General features: G+C 70.9%; 16 protein-coding genes. 14 read left to right on the forward strand and 2 right to left on the reverse strand.

All coding sequences use genetic code 11. The annotated features are described in order from the left end of the window. The first annotated feature begins 149 nt into the window (after positions 1–149). From EDF20_RS07590 to guaA, 5 genes are all read left to right on the forward strand, one after another. A complete protein-coding gene (locus EDF20_RS07590) occupies positions 150–662 on the forward strand; it encodes a TrkA C-terminal domain-containing protein (RefSeq protein WP_233569095.1) in 513 nt (170 codons plus the stop codon). A 6-nt stretch (positions 663–668) separates the two neighbouring features. Then, positions 669–2180 (forward strand): cation:proton antiporter, encoded by a 1512-nt coding sequence (locus EDF20_RS07595; protein ID WP_123547735.1) that lies wholly within the window; start codon positions 669–671, stop codon positions 2178–2180. Between the two features lie 101 nt (positions 2181–2281). Then, positions 2282–3097, forward strand: coding sequence for an SURF1 family cytochrome oxidase biogenesis protein (locus EDF20_RS07600; protein WP_133738252.1), 816 nt, complete (start codon positions 2282–2284; stop codon positions 3095–3097). A 99-nt stretch (positions 3098–3196) separates the two neighbouring features. Continuing rightward, a complete protein-coding gene (locus tag EDF20_RS07605; protein ID WP_133738253.1) occupies positions 3197–3640 on the forward strand; it encodes a DUF3817 domain-containing protein in 444 nt (147 codons plus the stop codon). After that, positions 3637–5223, forward strand: a complete 1587-nt coding sequence (gene guaA / locus EDF20_RS07610; protein WP_123547738.1) for a glutamine-hydrolyzing GMP synthase — start codon at positions 3637–3639, stop codon at positions 5221–5223. Before EDF20_RS07605 ends, guaA begins: the two co-directional genes overlap by 4 nt. 170 nt (positions 5224–5393) lie before the next feature. Here the strand turns inward: guaA and EDF20_RS07615 are convergent, their stop codons facing one another. Next, positions 5394–6239, reverse strand: coding sequence for a Bax inhibitor-1/YccA family protein (locus EDF20_RS07615; protein WP_133738254.1), 846 nt, complete (start codon positions 6237–6239; stop codon positions 5394–5396). 243 nt (positions 6240–6482) lie between these two features. On the opposite strand from EDF20_RS07615, the gene EDF20_RS07620 reads away from it, so the two are divergent. The 3 genes from EDF20_RS07620 (at position 6483) to EDF20_RS07630 (ending at position 10678) form a co-directional block, all read left to right on the forward strand. After that, the gene (locus EDF20_RS07620; protein ID WP_133738255.1) at positions 6483–7469 is read left to right on the forward strand and encodes a glycerophosphodiester phosphodiesterase family protein; all 987 of its coding nucleotides are present in this window, start codon (positions 6483–6485) and stop codon (positions 7467–7469) included. 10 nt (positions 7470–7479) lie between these two features. Next, entirely contained in the window at positions 7480–8106 is a 627-nt protein-coding gene (locus EDF20_RS07625) for a hypothetical protein (protein ID WP_133738256.1), read from the forward strand. 148 nt (positions 8107–8254) lie between these two features. Next, positions 8255–10678 carry a UvrD-helicase domain-containing protein gene (locus EDF20_RS07630; protein WP_133738257.1) on the forward strand — a complete coding sequence of 808 codons (2424 nt, stop codon included), beginning with the start codon at positions 8255–8257 and terminating at the stop codon, positions 10676–10678. Between the two features lie 31 nt (positions 10679–10709). On the opposite strand, the gene EDF20_RS16050 is transcribed toward EDF20_RS07630, so the two are convergent. Further along, positions 10710–11318, reverse strand: coding sequence for an FHA domain-containing protein (locus EDF20_RS16050; RefSeq protein ID WP_133738258.1), 609 nt, complete (start codon positions 11316–11318; stop codon positions 10710–10712). A 98-nt stretch (positions 11319–11416) separates the two neighbouring features. Here EDF20_RS16050 and EDF20_RS07640 point away from each other — a divergent pair, with 98 nt between their 5' ends. From EDF20_RS07640 to EDF20_RS07665, 6 genes are all read left to right on the forward strand, one after another. After that, positions 11417–11710: a WXG100 family type VII secretion target gene (locus EDF20_RS07640; RefSeq protein WP_133738259.1), complete on the forward strand. Its 294-nt coding sequence runs from the start codon at positions 11417–11419 to the stop codon at positions 11708–11710. 73 nt (positions 11711–11783) lie between these two features. Beyond that, positions 11784–12074: a hypothetical protein gene (locus EDF20_RS07645; RefSeq protein ID WP_133738260.1), complete on the forward strand. Its 291-nt coding sequence runs from the start codon at positions 11784–11786 to the stop codon at positions 12072–12074. Then, positions 12074–13381, forward strand: a complete 1308-nt coding sequence (locus EDF20_RS07650; protein WP_133738261.1) for a hypothetical protein — start codon at positions 12074–12076, stop codon at positions 13379–13381. Before EDF20_RS07645 ends, EDF20_RS07650 begins: the two co-directional genes overlap by 1 nt. 517 nt (positions 13382–13898) lie before the next feature. Next, positions 13899–14531 (forward strand): hypothetical protein, encoded by a 633-nt coding sequence (locus EDF20_RS07655; RefSeq protein WP_133738262.1) that lies wholly within the window; start codon positions 13899–13901, stop codon positions 14529–14531. A gap of 67 nt (positions 14532–14598) precedes the next feature. Beyond that, on the forward strand, positions 14599–15207 hold the full coding sequence (locus EDF20_RS07660; RefSeq protein WP_133738263.1) for a hypothetical protein: 609 nt from the start codon (positions 14599–14601) through the stop codon (positions 15205–15207). Between the two features lie 23 nt (positions 15208–15230). Then, entirely contained in the window at positions 15231–19661 is a 4431-nt protein-coding gene (locus EDF20_RS07665; protein WP_133738264.1) for an FtsK/SpoIIIE domain-containing protein, read from the forward strand. Positions 19662–19672: the final 11 nt, after the last annotated feature.

Genomic DNA, 19672 nt, shown 5'->3' on the forward strand with positions numbered 1-19672 from the left:
GAGAACACCGCGTCGCTCCGGGAACACCGGGGGAGAGGTGCGGGTTGTCCACCGCATGAGCAGCCCGGTGTCCGCGTCCGTGCCCGTCGCTAAGCTGAGACGACTGCCCCTGAGTGACCTGGAGTCGGACCATGGCTGATGTGCGTCGAGTGAAGCTCCCCGGTGTGGGCGTGCTGCACACCTTCGTCACCGACGACGGCGGCAAGTGCGGCGTCATCACGCACCGATCGGGCCACAGCGACCTGATCACGTTCAGCGACGACGCCGACGGCGCGGACGTCAAGAAGGTGTCCCTCCGCCTCAGCGAGGACGAGGCGCACACGCTCGCCGAGCTGCTCGGCGGCACGCGCATCACCGAGTCCCTGTCGGCGCTCGACCAGATCCCCGGCCTCAGCATCGACTGGTTCACGGTCGACTACGACGACCACATCGCCGGCCAGCCGCTCGGCGACCTCGGCGCCAAGGGCGTCGTCGGCCTCACGGTCGTCGCCGTCGTGCGGGGCGACGCGGCGAACCCGGCGCCGTCGGGCGACTTCAAGGTGTTCCCCGGCGACACGCTGGTCGTGGCCGGCAGCCCCGAGAAGGTCGCCAAGGCCTTCGCCTGGTACCGCACGGGCGAGCTGCGCCACCGCAGCCCGGTCGACGCCCCGCCCGGGAGCTGATCGCCGGTGCACCTTGGTGAGGAGCTGGTCGTCCTCGGCGTCCTGCTGCTGATCGCCTACGGGCTGGGCAGGGCAGGCAAGCTGATCGGCCTGCCGTCCATCCCGATCTACATGATCGTCGGCCTGCTGGCGAGCACGAACACCGGCTGGTTCCCGATCAGCTTCGACTCGCACGACATCGAGCTCATCGCGATCTTCGGGCTCATCCTGTTGCTGTTCAACCTCGGCCTCGAGTTCGACCAGGACGAGTTCTTCTCGAACGCGGGTCGCCTGATCGTGTCGGGCGGCAGCTACATCGCCGTCAACATGGGCGTCGGACTGGTCTTCGGCTTCATGCTCGGCTGGGGCACGCGTGAGGCGTTGATCATCGCCGGCATGACGGCGACGTCGTCGAGCGCCATCGTCACGAAGCTGCTGATCGAGCTGAACCGCCTCGCGAACCGCGAGACGCCGATGATCCTGGGCGTCACCGTCGTCGAGGACATCTTCATCGCCATCTACCTGGCGATCGTGTCGGTGGTGCTCAGCGGCGAGACCGACCCGCTGCCGGTCGTGCTGAAGCTGGTGGTCGCCTTCGCGTTCCTGGTGGCGATGTTCGCAGTCGCGAGATGGGGCGGCGCCGTCGTGTCGAAGCTGATGCGGACGCGCGACGACGAGCTCTTCACGGTGCTGTTCTTCGGCCTCGCCGTGCTCTTCGCCGGCCTCGGCGAGATCCTCGGAGTGACGGACGCGATCGGCGCGTTCCTCATCGGCCTCATCATCGGCGCGACGCGGTACCGCAACAGGGTCGAGCAGTTCGCCTTGCCGATGCGCGACGTCTTCGGCGCCTTCTTCTTCCTCAACTTCGGCCTCGGCCTCAACCCGTCGCTGTTCCCGAGCGTGCTCGGGCCCGTCGCGATCGCGGTGGGCATCACGATCACGCTGAACGTGATCGCGGGCCAGTTCGTCGCCTGGCTCAACAAGCTCGGGCCGCAGGCGGGCATCAACACCGCCGTGATCCTGCAGAACAGGGGCGAGTTCGCGCTGATCCTCGCGACGCTCTCGGCCGGGGCAGGGCTCGACGAGCGGCTGCAGCCGTTCGCGGGGCTGTACGTCCTCATCATGGCGGTGCTCGGCCCGGTGCTCGCCTCGAACTCCGAGCGCATCGGCGGGGTGGTGCTGCGCACCCGTCGACGGGCTGAACGCGAGGCGAGCGAGGCCCGGCGCCTCGAGCGCGACGCGCGCCACTCGGAGGAGATCGCCCTGATGGAGGCGGCGCTCGCCGGGGACGAGCCGGGCACGTCGCGCAGGGGCGACGGCAGCGGCAGCGGTGCCGGGGCGGACGCCGACGACGAGGAAGCACTGCTCGGCACGCGCGAGCGCGCTGCCGCCGCCGAGGCAGCAGCGGACGCCGACGCCGACGCCGCGGACTACGACGACCTCGACGAGCAGGACAGGGCCAGGGCCGCCATCCTCGCCGACCAGGCCGGTCAGCAGTCCGACCAGCGGGCCACGCGTCAGCGCGACCCCGAGTACTGATCCCGACTGCCGGCCCGGGCGCTGACACGGTCCCCGATGCAGGTCGGGCGCACGGTCGGCACCCAGCAGGCTCCCGCGGGGGCGCAGGTACCATCGGGCTCGTGACCCGCACCGAGAACCCTCCCGTCTCGCGCGACGTCGACGTGCCCGCCTCCATGTGGGAGGTCGCCCGGCGCCCCCGCTGGATCGCGATGCTCGCCCTCTGCCTCGTCATCTCGGGCATCTTCGCCTGGCTCGGCCACTGGCAGATCGAGCGCAGCGTCGAGAGCGGGCAAGAGGTCAACCCCGGGACCGAGACGGTCAAGGTGCTCAGCGACGTCGTCGACCCGCAGTCGCCGTTCTACGACCGCGTCGGCGGGCAGATGGTCACGCTCACGGGCCAGTTCGCACCCGACGACTACCGCGTCGTCGTCGACCGCTACAACGGCGGCGACCCCGGCTCGTGGCTGATCGGCCGTCTCGTCGACGACGTCGACGGGTCGTCGGTCGTCGTGGCCCTCGGCTGGAGCAGCGACGAGGGCGGCGCCGAGGCCGCCGAGCGCGCCGTGCCCACGGGGACGGTCACCGTGACCGGTCGGTACATGCCGAGCGACCAGCCCTCCGACGGCGACTTCAAGGGCGGCCGCGAGAACGTCGTGTCGGTGCCCATGCTCGTCAACGAGTGGACCGACCTCGACGGCGACGTCTACTCCGGCTACGTCGTCTCGGCCGACCCGGTCGACGGCCTCGCCGCCATCGACTCGGTCGCGCCCGAGAGCGACCGCTCGCTCAACTGGCTGAACGTCTTCTACGCGATCGAGTGGGTCGTGTTCGCCGGCTTCGCCATCTTCCTGTGGTTCCGGCTGGTCCGTGACCGGTTCGAGCGCGAGGTCGACGAGGCCGAGGAGGCGCGGCTCGAGGCCGAGACCGCCTCCTGACCCGCTCCTCCTGCGCTCGCCGAGCCGCGCCTCCTGCGCTGGCTCGACGACGACCGACCCCGCCCTGGCGCCGCCGGCTCCGCGGGTAGGATCGAGGCCATGCCCCTCAAGCCCCGGCAACGCGACATCCCGAAGATCCCGGGTGCCGTCAAGTTCTACAAGATCTCCGCCTACGTCACGGGCGTGATGCTGCTGCTGCTCGTCTTCGAGATGGCCTTCAAGTACACGCCCCTGCAGCTCGAGATGCAGCTCGGCGGCGAGGGCGGGTTCCTCGTGCCCGTCGACTCGATCACCACCGGCTTCAACCTGTCGACCGCCATCCTGATCGCGCACGGCTGGCTCTACGTCGTCTACCTCTTCGCCGACTTCCGCCTCTGGAGCCTGATGCGCTGGCCGTTCTCGCGGTTCATCGTCATCGCGCTCGGCGGCGTCGTGCCGTTCCTCTCGTTCTTCGTCGAGAGCCACATGACCAAGCTGGCGATGCGTGAGCACGCAGCGCTGGTCGCCGAGCCCACCCCCAGCACCCAGGGAGCCCCCGCGTGACAGAAGCCACCGAGACGGCCCAGAGCCCCGTCCTCGTCGTCGATTTCGGGGCGCAGTACGCGCAGCTGATCGCACGTCGCGTTCGGGAGGCCAACGTCTACTCCGAGATCGTGCCGCACACGATCACCGCTGCCGAGATCGCGGCCAAGAACCCCGTCGGCATCGTGCTCAGCGGCGGCCCGTCGAGCGTCTACGAAGAGGGCGCGCCGGGTCTCGACCCCGCGATCCTCGAGCTCGACGTGCCCGTGCTGGGCATCTGCTACGGCTTCCAGGCGATGGCCAAGGCCCTCGGCGGCGAGGTCTCGCGCACGGGTCAGCGCGAGTACGGCGCGACCGACGTCACCCTCGCCGAGGGCGACAGCACGCTGCTCTCGGGTCAGCCGACCTCGCAGACGACGTGGATGAGCCACGGCGACTCCGTGTCGAAGGCGCCCGAGGGCTTCGACGTGCTCGCGTCGAGCGCCGCGACCCCCGTCGCCGCGTTCTCGAGCGACGCCCGCAAGCTCTACGGAGTGCAGTGGCACCCCGAGGTGAAGCACTCGTCGTTCGGCCAGGCCGTGCTCGAGAACTTCCTGCACCGCGCCGCTGGCATCCCCGCCGACTGGAACAGCGGCAACGTCATCGCCGAGCAGGTCGCCCGCATCCGCGAGCAGGTCGGCTCGTCGCGCGTGATCTGCGGTCTCTCCGGAGGCGTCGACTCGGCCGTCGCGGCCGCCATCGTCCACGAGGCGGTCGGCGACCAGCTCGTCTGCGTCTTCGTCGACCACGGCCTGCTGCGTGCCGACGAGCGTCGCCAGGTCGAGGAGGACTACGTCGCCTCGACGGGCGTCCGCCTCGTCACGGTCGACGCCGAGCAGCAGTTCCTCGACGCGCTCGCCGGCGTGACCGACCCCGAGCAGAAGCGCAAGATCATCGGGCGCGAGTTCATCCGCAGCTTCGAGGGCGCCGCCGAGGCGCTCGTGCTCGAGGCGGCGGCCGAGGGCGAGTCCGACGTCAAGTTCCTCGTGCAGGGCACGCTCTACCCCGACGTCGTCGAGAGCGGCGGCGGCACGGGCACCGCGAACATCAAGAGCCACCACAACGTGGGCGGCCTCCCCGAAGACCTGCAGTTCGAGCTCGTCGAGCCGCTCCGCACCCTCTTCAAGGACGAGGTCCGCGCCATCGGCCGCGAGCTCGGCCTGCCCGAGGTCATCGTCGGCCGTCAGCCGTTCCCCGGGCCCGGTCTCGGCATCCGCATCATCGGCGAGGTGACGCACGAGCGGCTCGAGCTGCTGCGTCACGCCGACGCCATCGCGCGGGCCGAGCTGACCGCTGCCGGCCTCGACGGCGACATCTGGCAGTGCCCCGTCGTGCTGCTCGCCGACGTCCGCTCGGTGGGCGTGCAGGGCGACGGTCGCACCTACGGCCACCCGATCGTGCTGCGCCCGGTCTCGTCGGAGGACGCCATGACGGCGGACTGGACGCGCCTGCCCTACGACGTGCTCGCCAAGATCTCGAACCGCATCACGAACGAGGTCGACGGCGTCAACCGCGTCGTGCTCGACGTCACGTCGAAGCCGCCGGGCACCATCGAGTGGGAATGAGCCTGCTGCGCGTCAGGTGACGCGAAAGGGACGTGATACCGGTGGGCCCACCGGAATTGCGTCCCTTTTCGCGTATGTAGCGTCGCCCGGGGGCGCAGCGCACCTGGGACACAGAGAGGCGGGGCCCGTCCCTCTCGGAACGAGCCCCGCCTCCTGGAGTCGCAGGCCTGCTAGTCGTTGCCTCGCAGGATGGCGAGGAGACGCAGGATCTCGACGTAGAGCCACACGACGGTCATGACCAGGCCGAAGGCGGCCGACCAGCCGTAGATGCGCGGGGCGCCCCGCTCGACGCCCGTCTTGATGTTCGTGAAGTCGAGCACCAGCGAGTAGGCGGCCATGAGGATGACCAAGACGCCCAGCGCGACGCCGATCGGGATGTTGGTGCCGGGGATGTCGGCGCTGCGGAGGCCGAAGGGCTCGCTGCTCACGCCGAAGGCCACGAGGCCGAGGTTGACCAGCGAGAACAGCGCGTAGCCGACCATCGCCACCATGAAGATCTTGGTGGCCTTCGCCGACTCCCGGACCTTGCCGCTGCGGAACAGCAGCAGGGTGACGACGAAGACGGAGCCCGTTCCGAGCAGGGCCTGGACGGCGATGCCGGGGTAGATCTGCTCGAAGATCGCCGAGATGCCACCGACGAACAGGCCCTGTGCTGCCGAGTAGGCGAGTACGAGGCCGGCCGAGGGCCGCTTCTTGAAGATGTTGACGAGGGCCAGCACGAAGCCGGCGATGGCGCCGACGAACGCCAGGGCGGGGATGAACCAGCCGATCGCGGCACCGACGGCGACGAGGGAGAACGCGATGACCGTCTTGACGATCGTGTCCTCGTAGGTCATGCGATCGGTCTCGACGGGGCCGGCGGCGGGCTGCGTGTAGAGATCCTGCAGCTGCTCGGCGGTCATGCCGTTGTACTCGACGGGGCGCTGTCCCGCAGCGGCGCGTTCCTGCCGGATGACGGCGGCGCCCTTCTCCGAGAAGGCCGGCGACTGACTGAAGCCGGGATTCGAGAATGCCAAGGGAGTTCCTCTTCTGGTCGTGAGACGTGGTCGCGACGCGAGGTGCTGTGTGCTGCGTCGCCGTACAGAAGAGGCTAACGGGTGTCGGCCAGGGGAGGGCTGAGGATTTGCCTGATGAGGCCCGTATTCGCGGCAGGCGAACGTGCACCGTCTGCACGGTTGCACCGTCTCGGGATCGGGGTGCAGCTGCCTGCCGACGCCGCGCCTCCTCGTCCGTCGCCTGCCGCCGGTACCGTGGCTGCCATGTCGCCTCGCCCCCTCGTCATCGCCCACCGCGGAGCCAGCGGGCACCGGCCCGAGCACGGGGAGGCGGCCTACCGTCTGGCCATCGAGCTGGGGGCCGACGCGATCGAGCCCGACATCGTGCCCACCCGCGACGGCGTGCTCGTGCTGCGGCACGAGAACGAGATCTCGGGCACGACCAACGTCTCCGACCACCCGGAGTTCGCCGACCGGCGCACCACGAAGCAGATCGAGGGCAAGGAGGTGGCGGGCTGGTTCACCGAGGACTTCACCTGGGCCGAGCTCGCGACCCTGACCGTGCGCGAGCGCCTGCCGCACCTGCGTCCGCTGAGCGCGGCCCACGACGGGGAGGGCGGCATCCAGCGGCTGAGCGACCTGCTGCGGCTGCTCGACGACGCTCCGCGCGAGGTCGGCCTCGTGGCCGAGGTGAAGCACGCCCAGCACTTCGAGGCGCTCGGGCTGCCCCTCGACGAGCTCGTCGCCGCCGAGCTGGCCGAGCACGGCTGGGCGGACGACTCGCGCCTCACGGTCGAGAGCTTCGAGCAGACCGTGCTGTGGCAGCTGCGCGAGAGGGGAGTCGGCGGCAGCCTCGTCTGGCTCGTCGAGAAGGCGGGCTCGGCGGCCGACCAGGTGGCCCGGCTCGGCTCGGCGGCGCCGACCTACGCCGAGCAGCTCGATGAGACGTCGCTGACGGCCCTGGTCGAGGCGGGCCTGCACGGGGTCTCGTTCGACAAGGCGATGCTGCTGCACCCCTCCGGCGAGACCCGGCCCGAGCTCGTCGACCGCGCGCACGCGGTCGGTCTCGACGTGTTCGCCTGGACCCTGCGGATCGAGAACGCGTTCCTCGCGAAGGGCAACCGCCAGGCCGGCGGCAAGGAGGCGGAGGGCGACTGGGAGTCGGAGTTCGCCGACCTGATGGCGCTGGGCCTCGACGGGGTCTTCGCCGATCACCCCGAGCGCGCGGTCGCGGTGCGCGCGGCGCTGTGAGGGCGAGGTCGTGACTGCTGACCGGTGGTGGCAGCGCTCGGAGGTGCTGCTCGCGCGGGCGGTCGTCGCGTGCCTCGGTGCCTTCGTGCTCACCCTCGTGCAGGTGCCGGTCGCCGTCTTCTGGGCCGTGCTGGTGGTGGCGGGGCCCGTCTCGGCTGCGCAGGGCACCGGTGCGGGCCTGTTCGTCGCCGGACCCTTCGCGGCGATGATGTGCGGCCTCACCGTGAGCTCCGTCCTGAGCACGAGCGTCGTGCCGGCCGTCTGGATCGCGCGGGTCCGCACACGACGACACGAGGAGGCGGTGGCCCAGCGCACGGGACTCTCGCCGCACCTCCCCGACTCCGACCTCGAGGTCGGCTGGCTGCTCACCGGCGTGCGCTTCGTGGGCTTCTTCTTCACTCCCGTGCACACGGGCGACGAGCGGTGGCTGCACACCGATGCGGCGCGGTCCTTGCCGCCCCGGCCAGAGCGCTGGCTCGTGCCGCCACGACCGTTCCGGGCGCCGTGGCCGAGCCGGCTCTTCGACCGCGTGCGCACCAGTGCGCCGCGGGGGACGTGGTACGTCGTCTTCGTCGCCGCCGGCGCACAGACGGGGCTCTACGCCCTCGTGTGCTGGGCAGCGGGCGTGCCTCTCTGACCTGGTCGTCGAGCCGGTGCCCGAGGTGGTGCTCGACCTCGTGCCCGAGCCGGTGCTCGAGCTGGTGCTCGACCTGGTGCTCGCTCGGCTGGGGCGCCTCCTGCGTCCCGGCTCGGATGTCGGGGGCCCGGCTTAGACTGGCCGCGCCATGACGATCGTGCTCGAGCCCTCTGACGCTTCCGGTTCTGCCGGTGATCCCCTGACCGCGGGGCTGAACCCGCAGCAGAAAGAAGCGGTCGAGTACCGCGGGCAGTCGCTGCTGATCGTCGCCGGTGCCGGCTCGGGCAAGACGAGCGTGCTCACCCGCCGCATCGCCGGGCTGATCGCGACCCGCGAGGCCTGGCCGAGCCAGATCCTCGCCATCACCTTCACGAACAAGGCCGCGGCCGAGATGCGCGAGCGCGTGCAGCAGCTCGTCGGCCAGGCGGCCGAGGGCATGTGGATCTCGACGTTCCACTCGGCGTGCGTGCGCATCCTGCGTCGTGAGGCCGAGCAGTTCGGCTTCACGAAGAGCTTCACGATCTACGACTCGGCCGACTCGAAGGCGCTGCTCAAGCGCATCCTCAAGCAGCTCGACGCCGACTCGCTCGGCTTCACCGTCAGCCAGGCGGCCGGCAAGATCTCGAAGCTCAAGAACGAGCTCAGTGACGTCGAGACGTACGCCCGGCAGATCAACGCCGGCGACCCGCAAGACGTGATGTTCCTCGAGATCTTCCGGCAGTACACGCGGTCGCTGCAGCAGGCGAACGCGTTCGACTTCGACGACCTGATCTCGCAGACGGTGTTCCTGTTCCGGGCGTTCCCGCACGTGGCGGCGACGTACCAGCGGCGGTTCCGCCACCTGCTCGTCGACGAGTACCAGGACACCAACCACGCGCAGTACGCGCTGATCCGCGAGCTGACGCGTCCCGTCGACCCCGAGCACGTCGACGCCCTCGAGCGCGGCGGGCAGTTCGTGCAGTCGATGCGCGACGGCAGCGGTCGCATCCCCGGGGCGTCGCTCACGGTGGTCGGCGACAGCGACCAGTCGATCTACGCGTTCCGCGGCGCCGACATCCGCAACATCGTCGAGTTCGAGCGCGACTTCCCCAACTCGAAGGTCGTGCTGCTCGAGCAGAACTACCGCTCGACCCAGAACATCCTCGACGCGGCCAACGCCGTCATCGCCAACAACTTCGACCGGCAGGCCAAGAACCTCTTCACGACGGTCGGCGAGGGCGCCAAGATCGTCGGGTTCACGGGCTACACCGGGCACGACGAGGCGCAGTTCGTCGCCGACGAGATCGCGAAGCTGCACGAGCAGGGCACGGCCTACAAAGACGTCGCCGTCTTCTACCGCACCAACTCGCAGACCCGTGCGCTCGAAGAGATCTTCATCCGTTCGGCGATCCCGTACCGGGTGCTCGGCGGCACGAAGTTCTACGAGCGTGCCGAGATCAAGGACGCGATGGCGTACCTGATCACGGTCGCGAACCCCTCCGACCCGATGGCGCTGCGCCGCATCATGAACGTGCCGAAGCGCGGCATCGGCCCGGCGACCGAGACGGCCATGCAGCGCTGGGCCGACGAGCGTGAGGCGCCCCTGCGCGACGCGATGCGCAACGCGCGCGAGCTCGGCCTCGGCCCCAAGGTGACCGGCGCGATCACCGGTCTCGCGACCCTGCTCGACGAGGTCCAGGCGACGGCCGCCACGGCGCCGGTGCACGAGATCCTCACCCGGCTGATCGAGGGCAGCGGCCTGGTGGAGGCGCTGCGGGCGTCGAGAGACCCGCAAGACGAGGCGCGGGCCGAGAACATCGACGAGCTCGTCGCGGTCACGAAAGAGTTCCAGCGGAACAACCCCGACGGCACCCTGCTCGACTTCCTCACCGAGGTGACGCTGGTCGCCGCGGCCGACGACCTCGACGACTCGAGCGGCACGGTGTCGCTGATGACGCTGCACACGGCGAAGGGCCTCGAGTACGAGGCGGTGTTCCTCACCGGCGTCGAAGAAGACCTGCTGCCGCACCGCATGTCGGCGAGCGAGCCCGGCGGCCCTGCAGAAGAACGCCGGTTGTTTTACGTCGGCATCACCCGTGCGCGCAAGCAGCTGTTCCTGTCGCTGGCGATGACCCGCGCCCAGTTCGGCGAGGTGAACGTGGCGATGCCGTCGCGCTACCTGCAAGAGATCCCCGTCGACCTGATCGACTGGAAGCAGTCGCCGGGCATGGCGAACAGCCGAGGAGGCACCCAGCCGCGGGCGCTCAACGCGCGTCGCGAGGGCGGCCCTGACACGAACCGCGGGGCGACGCCGCGCGCCTCGGGCGGCTACGGCAGCGGCAGCTACGACCGCGCCACGGCGGCGGCGAAGACGAAGCCGAAGACCGAGTGGGCCAACCGCGTCACCGGCACCGTGCGCGACAACGGCGACCTCGTGCTCGAGACGGGCGACCGCATCTCGCACGTCGACTTCGGCGAGGGCCGCGTCATGGCCGTCACCGGCGAGGGCGCCCGCCGCATCGCCGAGGTGCTCTTCGACACCGCCGGCCGCAAGAAGCTGCTGATCAAGGTCGCGCCGATCGAGAAGATCTAGGCGGGTCGAGCGAGCGGGGGCTCGCGGCGACCTAGGGGCTTGATCGCGCCTCCTGCAGGAAGGCCGTCGTGCCGCCCAGGTGGAGGACGTCGCCGATTCCCAGGACGAACGGGGCTCCCGGCACGAGCTCGACGGCCGTGCCTCCGGATCGTCGCACCGTCGTTCCGTTGCCGGAGCCGAGGTCCGTGACCCTCACGATGCCGTCGTCGTCGACGACGAGGTGGGCGTGTTCGCGGGACAGTGACCTCGACTCGTCCCCGAGCTCGAGCCTCGGGGTCGATGACGGGTCCGAGGCCGTCGCCGACGACCGGCGGCGGCCCACCACCAGCCCCGCCGACGTGACTCGAGTCCTCGTCCCGTCTGCGAGGCACAGGTCGTGGCGGGGCCCGTGCCCGTGCCCGTGGTCCCGGATCGGGGCCGATGCGGCTGCCGAGGCTGCTGCCGGCACGGTGAGCGCGGGCAGGGCGTACCGCGGGGGCGGGGGGATCGGGACGGACGGTGCCCCCGCCACGACAGGCAGCCGGATCACCTTGCTGAGGAGCCCGTCGCGTCGGAGCGCCTCGACGTCCTCCTCGGCGAGGGGTCGGCCGTGCTCGGGTGCCTGTCGGCGATCCCTCCTCGATCGTGATCCTCGTGCCATCTCGTCTCCTCCCTGTGGAATGCGCCCGGAACGGTCTGTCCATGTGACATGTTAATGCAGGGCGGCTCAGAGAGGGGCGCCGCGAGAGAGGACCACCCATGGCAAACGTCTCCGTCACCTTCGACGACATCCGCACCCAGGCGACCCAGCTCCGCAACGGACAGAGAGTCATCGAGGACCAGCTGAGCCAGCTCAGGTCGCAGATCGACACCCTCGTCGGCTCGGGGTTCGTGACCGATCGGTCCTCGAAGGCCTTCGACTCGGCGTACGGCGAGTTCACCAGCGGGGCGAGCAAGACGATCCAGGCGATCGAGGGGATGGCCGGTTTCCTCGAGGGCGCAGCCGACGCCCTGCAGAGCACCGACGAGCAGCTCGCCAGCAGCCTCCGCTGACGCCCGACCCGATGACGGACGCCCGTCTCGCCGATCCGGCGGGACGGGTGACCACCCGAGAGAGGGAGATGACATGGCTCGATCGAGCCTCACGGTCGACACAGGTGACCTCCGGTCGCTGTTCACGACGCTCGGCGAGGTGAAGACGGCGTTCGAGGCAGGCGGTGACGGCATCGACGACGCGGACGCGTGCGGCCATGCCGGTCTCGCGCAGCGCGTCCGGTCGTTCGCCGCAGGGTGGGACGACTCTCGGCGACAGCTCGCCGAGGCGATCGGCGACCTCGGCGCGTCCGCACTCGGCATCGCCGACGGCTTCGACGCCGCGGACGCGGAACTCGCGGCGTCGCTGGCAGGTGAGGACTGATGGCGTACTCGTGGTCGTCTCCCCTGGCCGTCGTCCCCGGCGACCCCGCCGTCGTCGACCGGATGGCGCAGCGGTTCTCGCTGACCGCTGAGTCCATCGGATCGGCCGCGTCCTCGTTGCGAACGCTCGACACGTCGTCGGCCGAGAGCGAGGCCGTGGCGGCGTTCTTGCACGCGGCAGCGGACCTGGAGGCGAGGCTCAGTGCGGCACGAGGGCGCTACGTCGAGGCCGGGGCCGCGCTCGGATCGTATGCGGGGTCGCTGGCGAGCGCCCTCGACGAGTCGCGTCCCGCGGTGCGCGACAACGACCGCGCGAGGGAGGACTTCGACGCCGCCGACCGCCTCGTGACGACCTACGAGGGACGCGCGATGCTCGAGCCCGAGGGGCCGGCGAAGCAGCAGTACGAGGACTGGGCTGCGGCGCAGGAACTGAGACGCGAGGAGGCGCGTGACCGGATCGCGACGTCGGCTCGGCGCCTCGCTGCCGCCCACGCCGCCGCCGACGCCGCCGCTGTGGTCGCGATCCGGCGGTTCGACGACGCCACGGACGACGGCCTGCACGACTCGCTCTGGGACGACCTCGGCGGCGTGGCGCACGCGGTCGGGACGCTGGTGGGCGACGCCGGTGATGCGATCGCCGTGGCCTGGGAGGGATCGGCGCTGCGCGATGCGCTCGCTCCGGGGTTCGAGTCGTTCCAGGACTGGATGCGCGAGAACGACGCGTGGATCGGGCAGGTCGTGGACGTGCTCGAGAACGTCGGTGCGGTGGTCGCCATCTTGTCCCTTTTCGTCCCGGGCTTGGGTGTCGCCCTAGCCGCGCTCGCGGGGATCCTTGCACTCGTCGCTGTCCTTCGCGCGGTCTCGGGGACCGTGAGCTGGGGCAGTGCGGCCATGTCGGTCGTCTCAGTGGCGGGGCTGGGAGCCGGCGCCGCCGTCATGCGTTCAGCCACGCAAGCGACACGGAGCATCACTGCTGGCCGCATCGTCGGCCTTGTCGATTCTGGCGTTTCCCCGCAGCTGGCTACCTCCTGGGTATCAAGGAGCTTCGACAGAGCCCGCCCGTCGTTCGGTGACAGATACCTTTTCAAGTCCTTCGGAGAGGAGAACGTTGCTCAGATGCTCCATTTCCTTCGTTCGTCACGTCCTGGGGCGTTCGCAGACGATGCAACCGTGTTGTCGGGCATCCGGCGACAAGTGATGGTCGTGCAGCTCATCAACGGCAGTGATTTCGTATGGTCTTCGACCGAGGCCGCACGGAAAGCCGTGAATAAGCTCAGCTCCGTTCCGACCGGGGCGGTGAGCGCGTGATCGCCGAGTGCCTGCGCAGAACACGGCAGAGGTTGCCAGTCGTCCTCTACGTCTCAGCACCCATCCCTGCAGCGGTCGTGTTCTTGACGTTGGCAACGTACGGCGTCGTTTCGATCATCTGGGGCTTCGAAGGTCGGCGCCCCCTGGAAGTTGACTCGGTCTTCGTCCCGTCACCGGGTTGGCCGCCGTTCGTCCTGCCACCCGTCCTGTGGATCGTCTGCGCCCTGGTCGGCTTGCTCGCTGTCGCTGAGATGGTCAGCGGGGGGCCCGAGTCCCTGCTCCGCCAAAGATCGGGACTCATGGCATACGTCTTTGCCGCAGACGTGGCGTCGCATTGGATCTACAGCATCGGATTCCTCGACGGTTTTACCTGGACGTCACCAGCGACTTGGGCAGCAGGCACGACGGCTCTGGCCAGCCTCACCGCCAGCGTTGTCTCTGTAGGCCGCGTCGTCGATTGGGCACGACCAGATGTTCGTCGGTCTCAGCGGGGTGTCCGATGAAGGGGGCAGGGTACGTGACCCGCGACTCCGGGGCGCGGGGCGCCTCCTACTCGGTCGTGGTGCCGCCGGGGTTCATCCGCATCCCGGGAGGCGCAGGGCCGGAGACGGCGCTCGCGACGGTGCTCGATCAGCTGTACGAGACCAGCCCCGGTCCCGAGTTCGAGACGCGCTTCGTCGACGCCCTGCGGCGGGTCGGCGACGCCGACGTGCACCACGCGGTGCTCGACTCGTACGTCACGGCCGGACCCGTGCCGGACGCCGGCGTGGCGTGCAGCATCGTGTTCGCCGCCGTGCCCGTCACGCGCAGCGCGCACAGCGACCTCGACCGTCTGCTCCTCGCGCGGGTCGCGGCCGGTGCGACGCCCACGGTGGTGGGAGGCGATCCCGCGGTGTCGTGGGAGCTCGAGGCTGCGGCGCCTCACGAACGCGAGCGGGTCCTCCGGCGCCGAGCCGTCCTCGCCCGCGTCGTGGGGCACGACCACCTGCTGGTCTCGATCGTCCTCACCGTCGTCGCGGATGAGGCTCCCGAGACTCGGGGCCGCGAAGAGGTGGCCGACGCGTTCGTCGAGCTCTTCGACGCCGTGCTGACGACCGTCCGATGGCGCGACGACGGCGGCCGCCTCATCACCGATCGGCCGGTCGAGTGACGCTCACCCTCGTCGCCCCGCCTCCCTCGACCTGCCCACAGCCCGACACCGACCAGGAGAACGCCCCATGACCGACTCGCCTCACGCGGTGGCCCCGCGGGACGACCCGTCGATGGAGATCCTCGTCAGCTACGACGCAGCCACGTGGATCTGCCTCCCGCCCTCGTGGCCCCACCAAGGGCACGAGGAGCCGCGCTCGTGGGTCGCCGCCACCGTCCGTGACGTCTGCACGAGGTCACTCGGCACCACGCGAGCGAACAAGCGCTGGTTGACCAGGACCCTCGAGCACCTCGCCGACTGGCAGGACGAGGACGAACTCAAGTACCTGCACTTGCCGTCCGTCACGAGCGAGTTCCTGCTGCTCCGCATCCAGTACGCCTTCTGCGAGGGCGACCGTGACGACCTGCTGCGACGCCTCGTCCTCACCACGGATCTCGACGTTCTGGAGCCTCCTGCACTGCAGGAGGTCACCGCCCATGGTCTCGGGCGAGGACTCCGGGGCCTGGTGCACGCCGACGTCGCCGGTCAGCTGACCACGATGGTCGCGACCGCGTTCCGGTCTGAGCCCTTCGACCTGCGCATCGCCTGCGAGCTCGGTCCGCCGGAGACCGTGCCGCTGCTCCTGCCCGTCGTCGACGACTTCATCGACGGCATCAGCGTCGTCCGAGCGGAGTGAGGCTCTCGGCGACCGTCCTCGACGTGACGAGCGGCCAGCGGGCCGACGTGGTCTGGGAGGTGCACCCCGACACGACCGTGGGGCAACTCATCGCGTCCGCGCTGCCGCACCTCGGAGTGGGGACGACCGCCGATCGGGACGCATCGGGGCACGGGGCGGTGACCGTAGACGGCCGTGCGGTGGCGCTCGACGTGTGCGTGGCGCAGGGATGCGTGCTCGAGGGGAGCGTCCTGACGATCGGTGCGCCTCCCGGGCCCGCGCCCCTGCCCGACGACGGGCCCAGCATCCGCGTCGTCGGAGGGCCGGGGGCCGGGACCGTCTTCGTCGTCGATCCCGGTGTGTGCGTCGTCGGGTCGTCTCCGCGGGCCACGGTCCGTCTCGACGGTGACGTGCCCGCCTTCGCGGCCGTCCTCCGTCTCGACGGTGCGGGGCGTTTCACGATCGAGCCCGCGCTCGGGACGGACGGTGACGGGACGGCCGGCGACGGGCTCGCTGACGGCCCCGTCGTGACCGTCGACCGGCGACCGCTCGTCGAGTCCGTCCAGCTCGACGAGTCGTCCCTCGTGCGCGTCGGGAGCGTCCTGCTCGGGGTCGCCGTCGGGAGCCGGCCCGGCGCAGCGCTCCACCTGGCGAGGAGCGGGACGCACCTCGAGTTCGCCCGACCGCCACGGCTGCTCCCCGAACCGCCGCCGACCTCCTTCCGCTTGCCGCCCGAGCCGCAGGCGCCGGCACGGCGACCGCTCCCGGTCGTCGCCGCCTTGGCCCCGCTCGCGATGGCCGCAGTGATGGTCGGCCTCTTCGGTCACCTCATGTACCTCGCCTTCGGCCTGATGTCGCCGATCGTGCTGGTCGCCAACTACGTGTCCGACCGACGGAACGGGCGGCTGACCCACCGACGGAGACTCGACGAGCACGAGGCGGCGACGTCGTCGGTGCTCTCCGCGGCTGACGACGCCGTGCACCAGCTCGAGAAGGAGCGGCGAGCGAGCTGCCCCGACCCCGCCGCCGTGCTCGACATCGCGATGCGTCGTCGTGCCCGGCTGTGGGAGCGTCGCCGCGCAGATCCGGATCACCTCGTCCTCCGTGTCGGCACGGCGGACCACCCCTCGGGCGTCACCATCGACGACCCTCGGGAGCTCGAGCACCTGAGAACCGTCGCCCGCGAGGCGCACGCCGTCCCCGTCACCCTCGACCTGCCCCGCTGCGGAGTCGTGGGGATCGCTGGCCGCGACAAGCACGCCCGACCTCTCGCCGCGTGGCTGGTGGCGCAGATCGGCGTGCTGCAGAGCCCGCGCGACGTCGAGGTGGTGCTGCTCACCTCGCCCTCCGGTGAAGAGCACTGGTCATGGCTCCGATGGCTGCCGCACACCCGTCCCGGCGCCGGCGGCTCGTGCTCCATCCGGGTGGGCCACGACGCGGAGGGAGTCGCTCGCAGGCTCGCCGAGCTCTCGGCCCTCATCGAGGCCCGGCGGCGAGCGGCCCGCGAGGCGCGCGGAGCGGTCGACCACGACGCCCCCGACGTGGTGGTCGTCGTGGACGGGGCCCGGCGGCTGCGCACCCTGCCCGGGCTCGTCACCGTGCTCAAGGAGGGGCCGTCGGTGAGGGTCTGGGCGATCTGCCTCGACGTCGACGAGCGCTCCCTGCCCGAGGAGTGCGTCGCCGTCGTCTCTGCCGGGGCGCACAGGCACGGCGTCGCCGCACAGCTCGCGACGAGCGTGCAGGAGGTGCTCGCCGACGAGCTCCCGGAGGGCTGGCACGAGACGGTCGCGAGGGCCGTGGCGCCGGTCGTCGAGGTCGACCACGAGGGCGAGGCAGGCGGCCTGCCCTCGACCTCTCGCCTCCTCGACCTGCTCGGTCTGGACGAGCCGGACGCTCGTGCCGTCCTGGACCGCTGGCGACGACTCGGCCCGAGCACCCGCGTCGTGCTCGGAGAGAGCATCGACGGCCCGTTCGCCGTGGACCTCTCCGCGGACGGCCCGCACGCCCTGGTCGCGGGAACGACCGGGTCCGGCAAGTCCGAGCTGCTCCAGAGCCTCGTGGCGTCGCTGGCCGCGACGAACGACACCGACGCGATGACGTTCGTCCTCGTCGACTACAAGGGCGGCGCTGCGTTCCGTGACTTCGCGCTGCTCCCGCACACGGTGGGGACGGTGACCGACCTCGACGGCCACCTCGTCGAGAGGGCGCTCACCTCGCTGCGCGCCGAGCTCCACCGTCGTGAGCTCGTCCTGGCGGCGGCTGGCGCCAAGGACGTCGAGGACCACGCAGACCAGGTCGCCCGTGGGCAGCTGACGACCGCCCTGCCGCGGCTCGTCATCGTCATCGACGAGTTCGCCTCCCTCGTGCGCGAGCTGCCGGACTTCGTCACCGGTCTCGTGGACATCGCCCAGCGTGGACGCTCCCTCGGCATCCACCTCGTCCTGGCGACGCAACGGCCCACGGGCGTCGTCTCGGCTGACATCCGTGCGAACACGGCCCTGCGCATCGCCCTGAGGGTGACGGACCCGTCCGAGAGCACGGACGTCATCGATGCCCCCGACGCCTCCGCGATCTCTCCGTCCACCCCCGGGCGGGCCTTCGTCAGGCTCGGCGCGGGCGCGCTCCTGCCCTTCCAGGCCGGACGGGTGGGCGGACGAGCGCCCGGCGCCGTCGTGACGCAGCCCGGCCCCGTCTGGAGCTGCCGTCTGGCGTGGTCGACGATCGGCGCGCTCCCGGAGCTCCCTCCCCAGGACGTGCGGGCGGACGACGACGAGGTCACCGATCTCGCACGCGTGGTCGCCGCGGCGGCCGCTGCCCACCGGCTCAGGGGAGGCTCGGCCCCGCACCGACCCGGGCTCGACGCCTTGCCCGACGTGGTGCTGCTCGACGACCTGCCTCAGACCCCCGTCGAGAGGCTGGCCGGCCGGACCGAGCGCCCAGGGGAGCAGGCCGCGGAGCTCGCGTCGTTGCCCTTCGGCCTGCAGGACCACCCTGCCCGACAGGCGCAGGAACCGGCAGTCCTCGACCTCGACGCCTCCGGTCACCTCTTCCTCGTCGGAGCGCCCCGATCGGGCCGCTCGCAGGTGCTCCGGACACTCGCTGCCTCGGTGGCCGAACGGACGTCGTGCGCCGATGTGCACCTCTACGGGATCGACTGCGGCAGCGGAGCGCTCCTGCCGCTCGCGGCCTTGCCGCACACCGGCGCGGTCGTGCAGCGCAGCGAGGTGGACCGTGTCCGGCGTCTGCTCGCGCGCCTCGTCTCGGAGACTCTGCGGCGGCAGGACGAGCTCGCCCGGCAGGGGCACGGCGGCGTCGCCGAGCAACGACGCGCGTCGGTCCTCGCCGACCGCATGCCGCACGTCGTGCTCATGATCGACCGGTGGGAGGGTTTCACGGCATCGCTCGGCGAGCTCGACCACGGGGAGCCCGTGGAGCAGGTGACGTTCTTGCTGCGCGAGGGTGCCGGTGTCGGGGTGCACCTCGTGGTCACGGGTGATCGACAGCTCATCACCGGTCGGCTCGCGACGATGGTCGAGGACAAGCTCGTCCTGCGACTGGCGGACCGCGCTGACTACGGGCTCGCCGGCCTGTCGCCGAGGACGCTGCCGGAGAGGATCGGAGACGGGCGGTGCTTCACGTCGGAGACGGCCGTCGAGACGCAGGTCGCACTCCTCTGCGACGATCCTGCTGCCAGCGCCCAGGCCGAGTCCCTGCGGGTCCGCGGCGCGTTCGCGACGGAGCGGGACAGGACTGTGCCGGCGGCCCGTCGCCCCTTCCGTCTCGAGCGCCTCGATGGGCCGGTGGCGTTCGGCGAGGCCTGGGCTCGGCGCTCGCCGGGGCTCCGGGCCGATGCCATGGTCGCCATGGTCGGTCTCGGGGGCGACGACATGGGCGTGGTCGGCCCCGACCTCGCCGCCGGAGCAGGGACTTTCCTCGTTGCAGGGCCCGGTCGCAGCGGACGGAGCACCGTGCTCCTGACGATGGCACGCTCCCTCCTGGCACAGGGCGTCGAGCTCGTCGTCGTCGCCCCGCGTGCCTCGCCGCTCCGTGAGCTCGAGTCCGTGCCCGGCGTCCTCTCGGTGCTCGCGACGGCGGCCGTGTCGGCCACCGACCTCGCGCCGTGGTTCGACGGTGGGCAGCGGCGCCGTGTGCTCGTGGTGGACGATGCGGAGACCGTCAAGGACTGCCCTGCCGCGGCGTGGCTGGCCGGCTTCGTCGCGTCGTGCGCGGAACGGGGGCAGGCCTTGGTCGCCGGAGGATCGTCGGCCGAGCTGGCCCACGGATTCACGGGGTGGCACGTCGACCTGAGACGGGCCCGCTGCGGAGCGCTGCTGAGCCCACAGGTGCCGGCGGAGGGCGACCTGATCGGGGCAGTCGTGCCCCGGAGCTCGCTGTCCGTCCGCCCTCGGATCGGAGTGGCTCAGGTCAACGTCGGCGACGGTGTCGTCCAGCCGGCCCAGGTGCCCGTGCCGTGAGCCGGCCGTCG

Source organism: Frigoribacterium sp. PhB116 (assembly GCF_004364285.1).
In the GTDB taxonomy this organism is placed as follows: domain Bacteria; phylum Actinomycetota; class Actinomycetes; order Actinomycetales; family Microbacteriaceae; genus Frigoribacterium.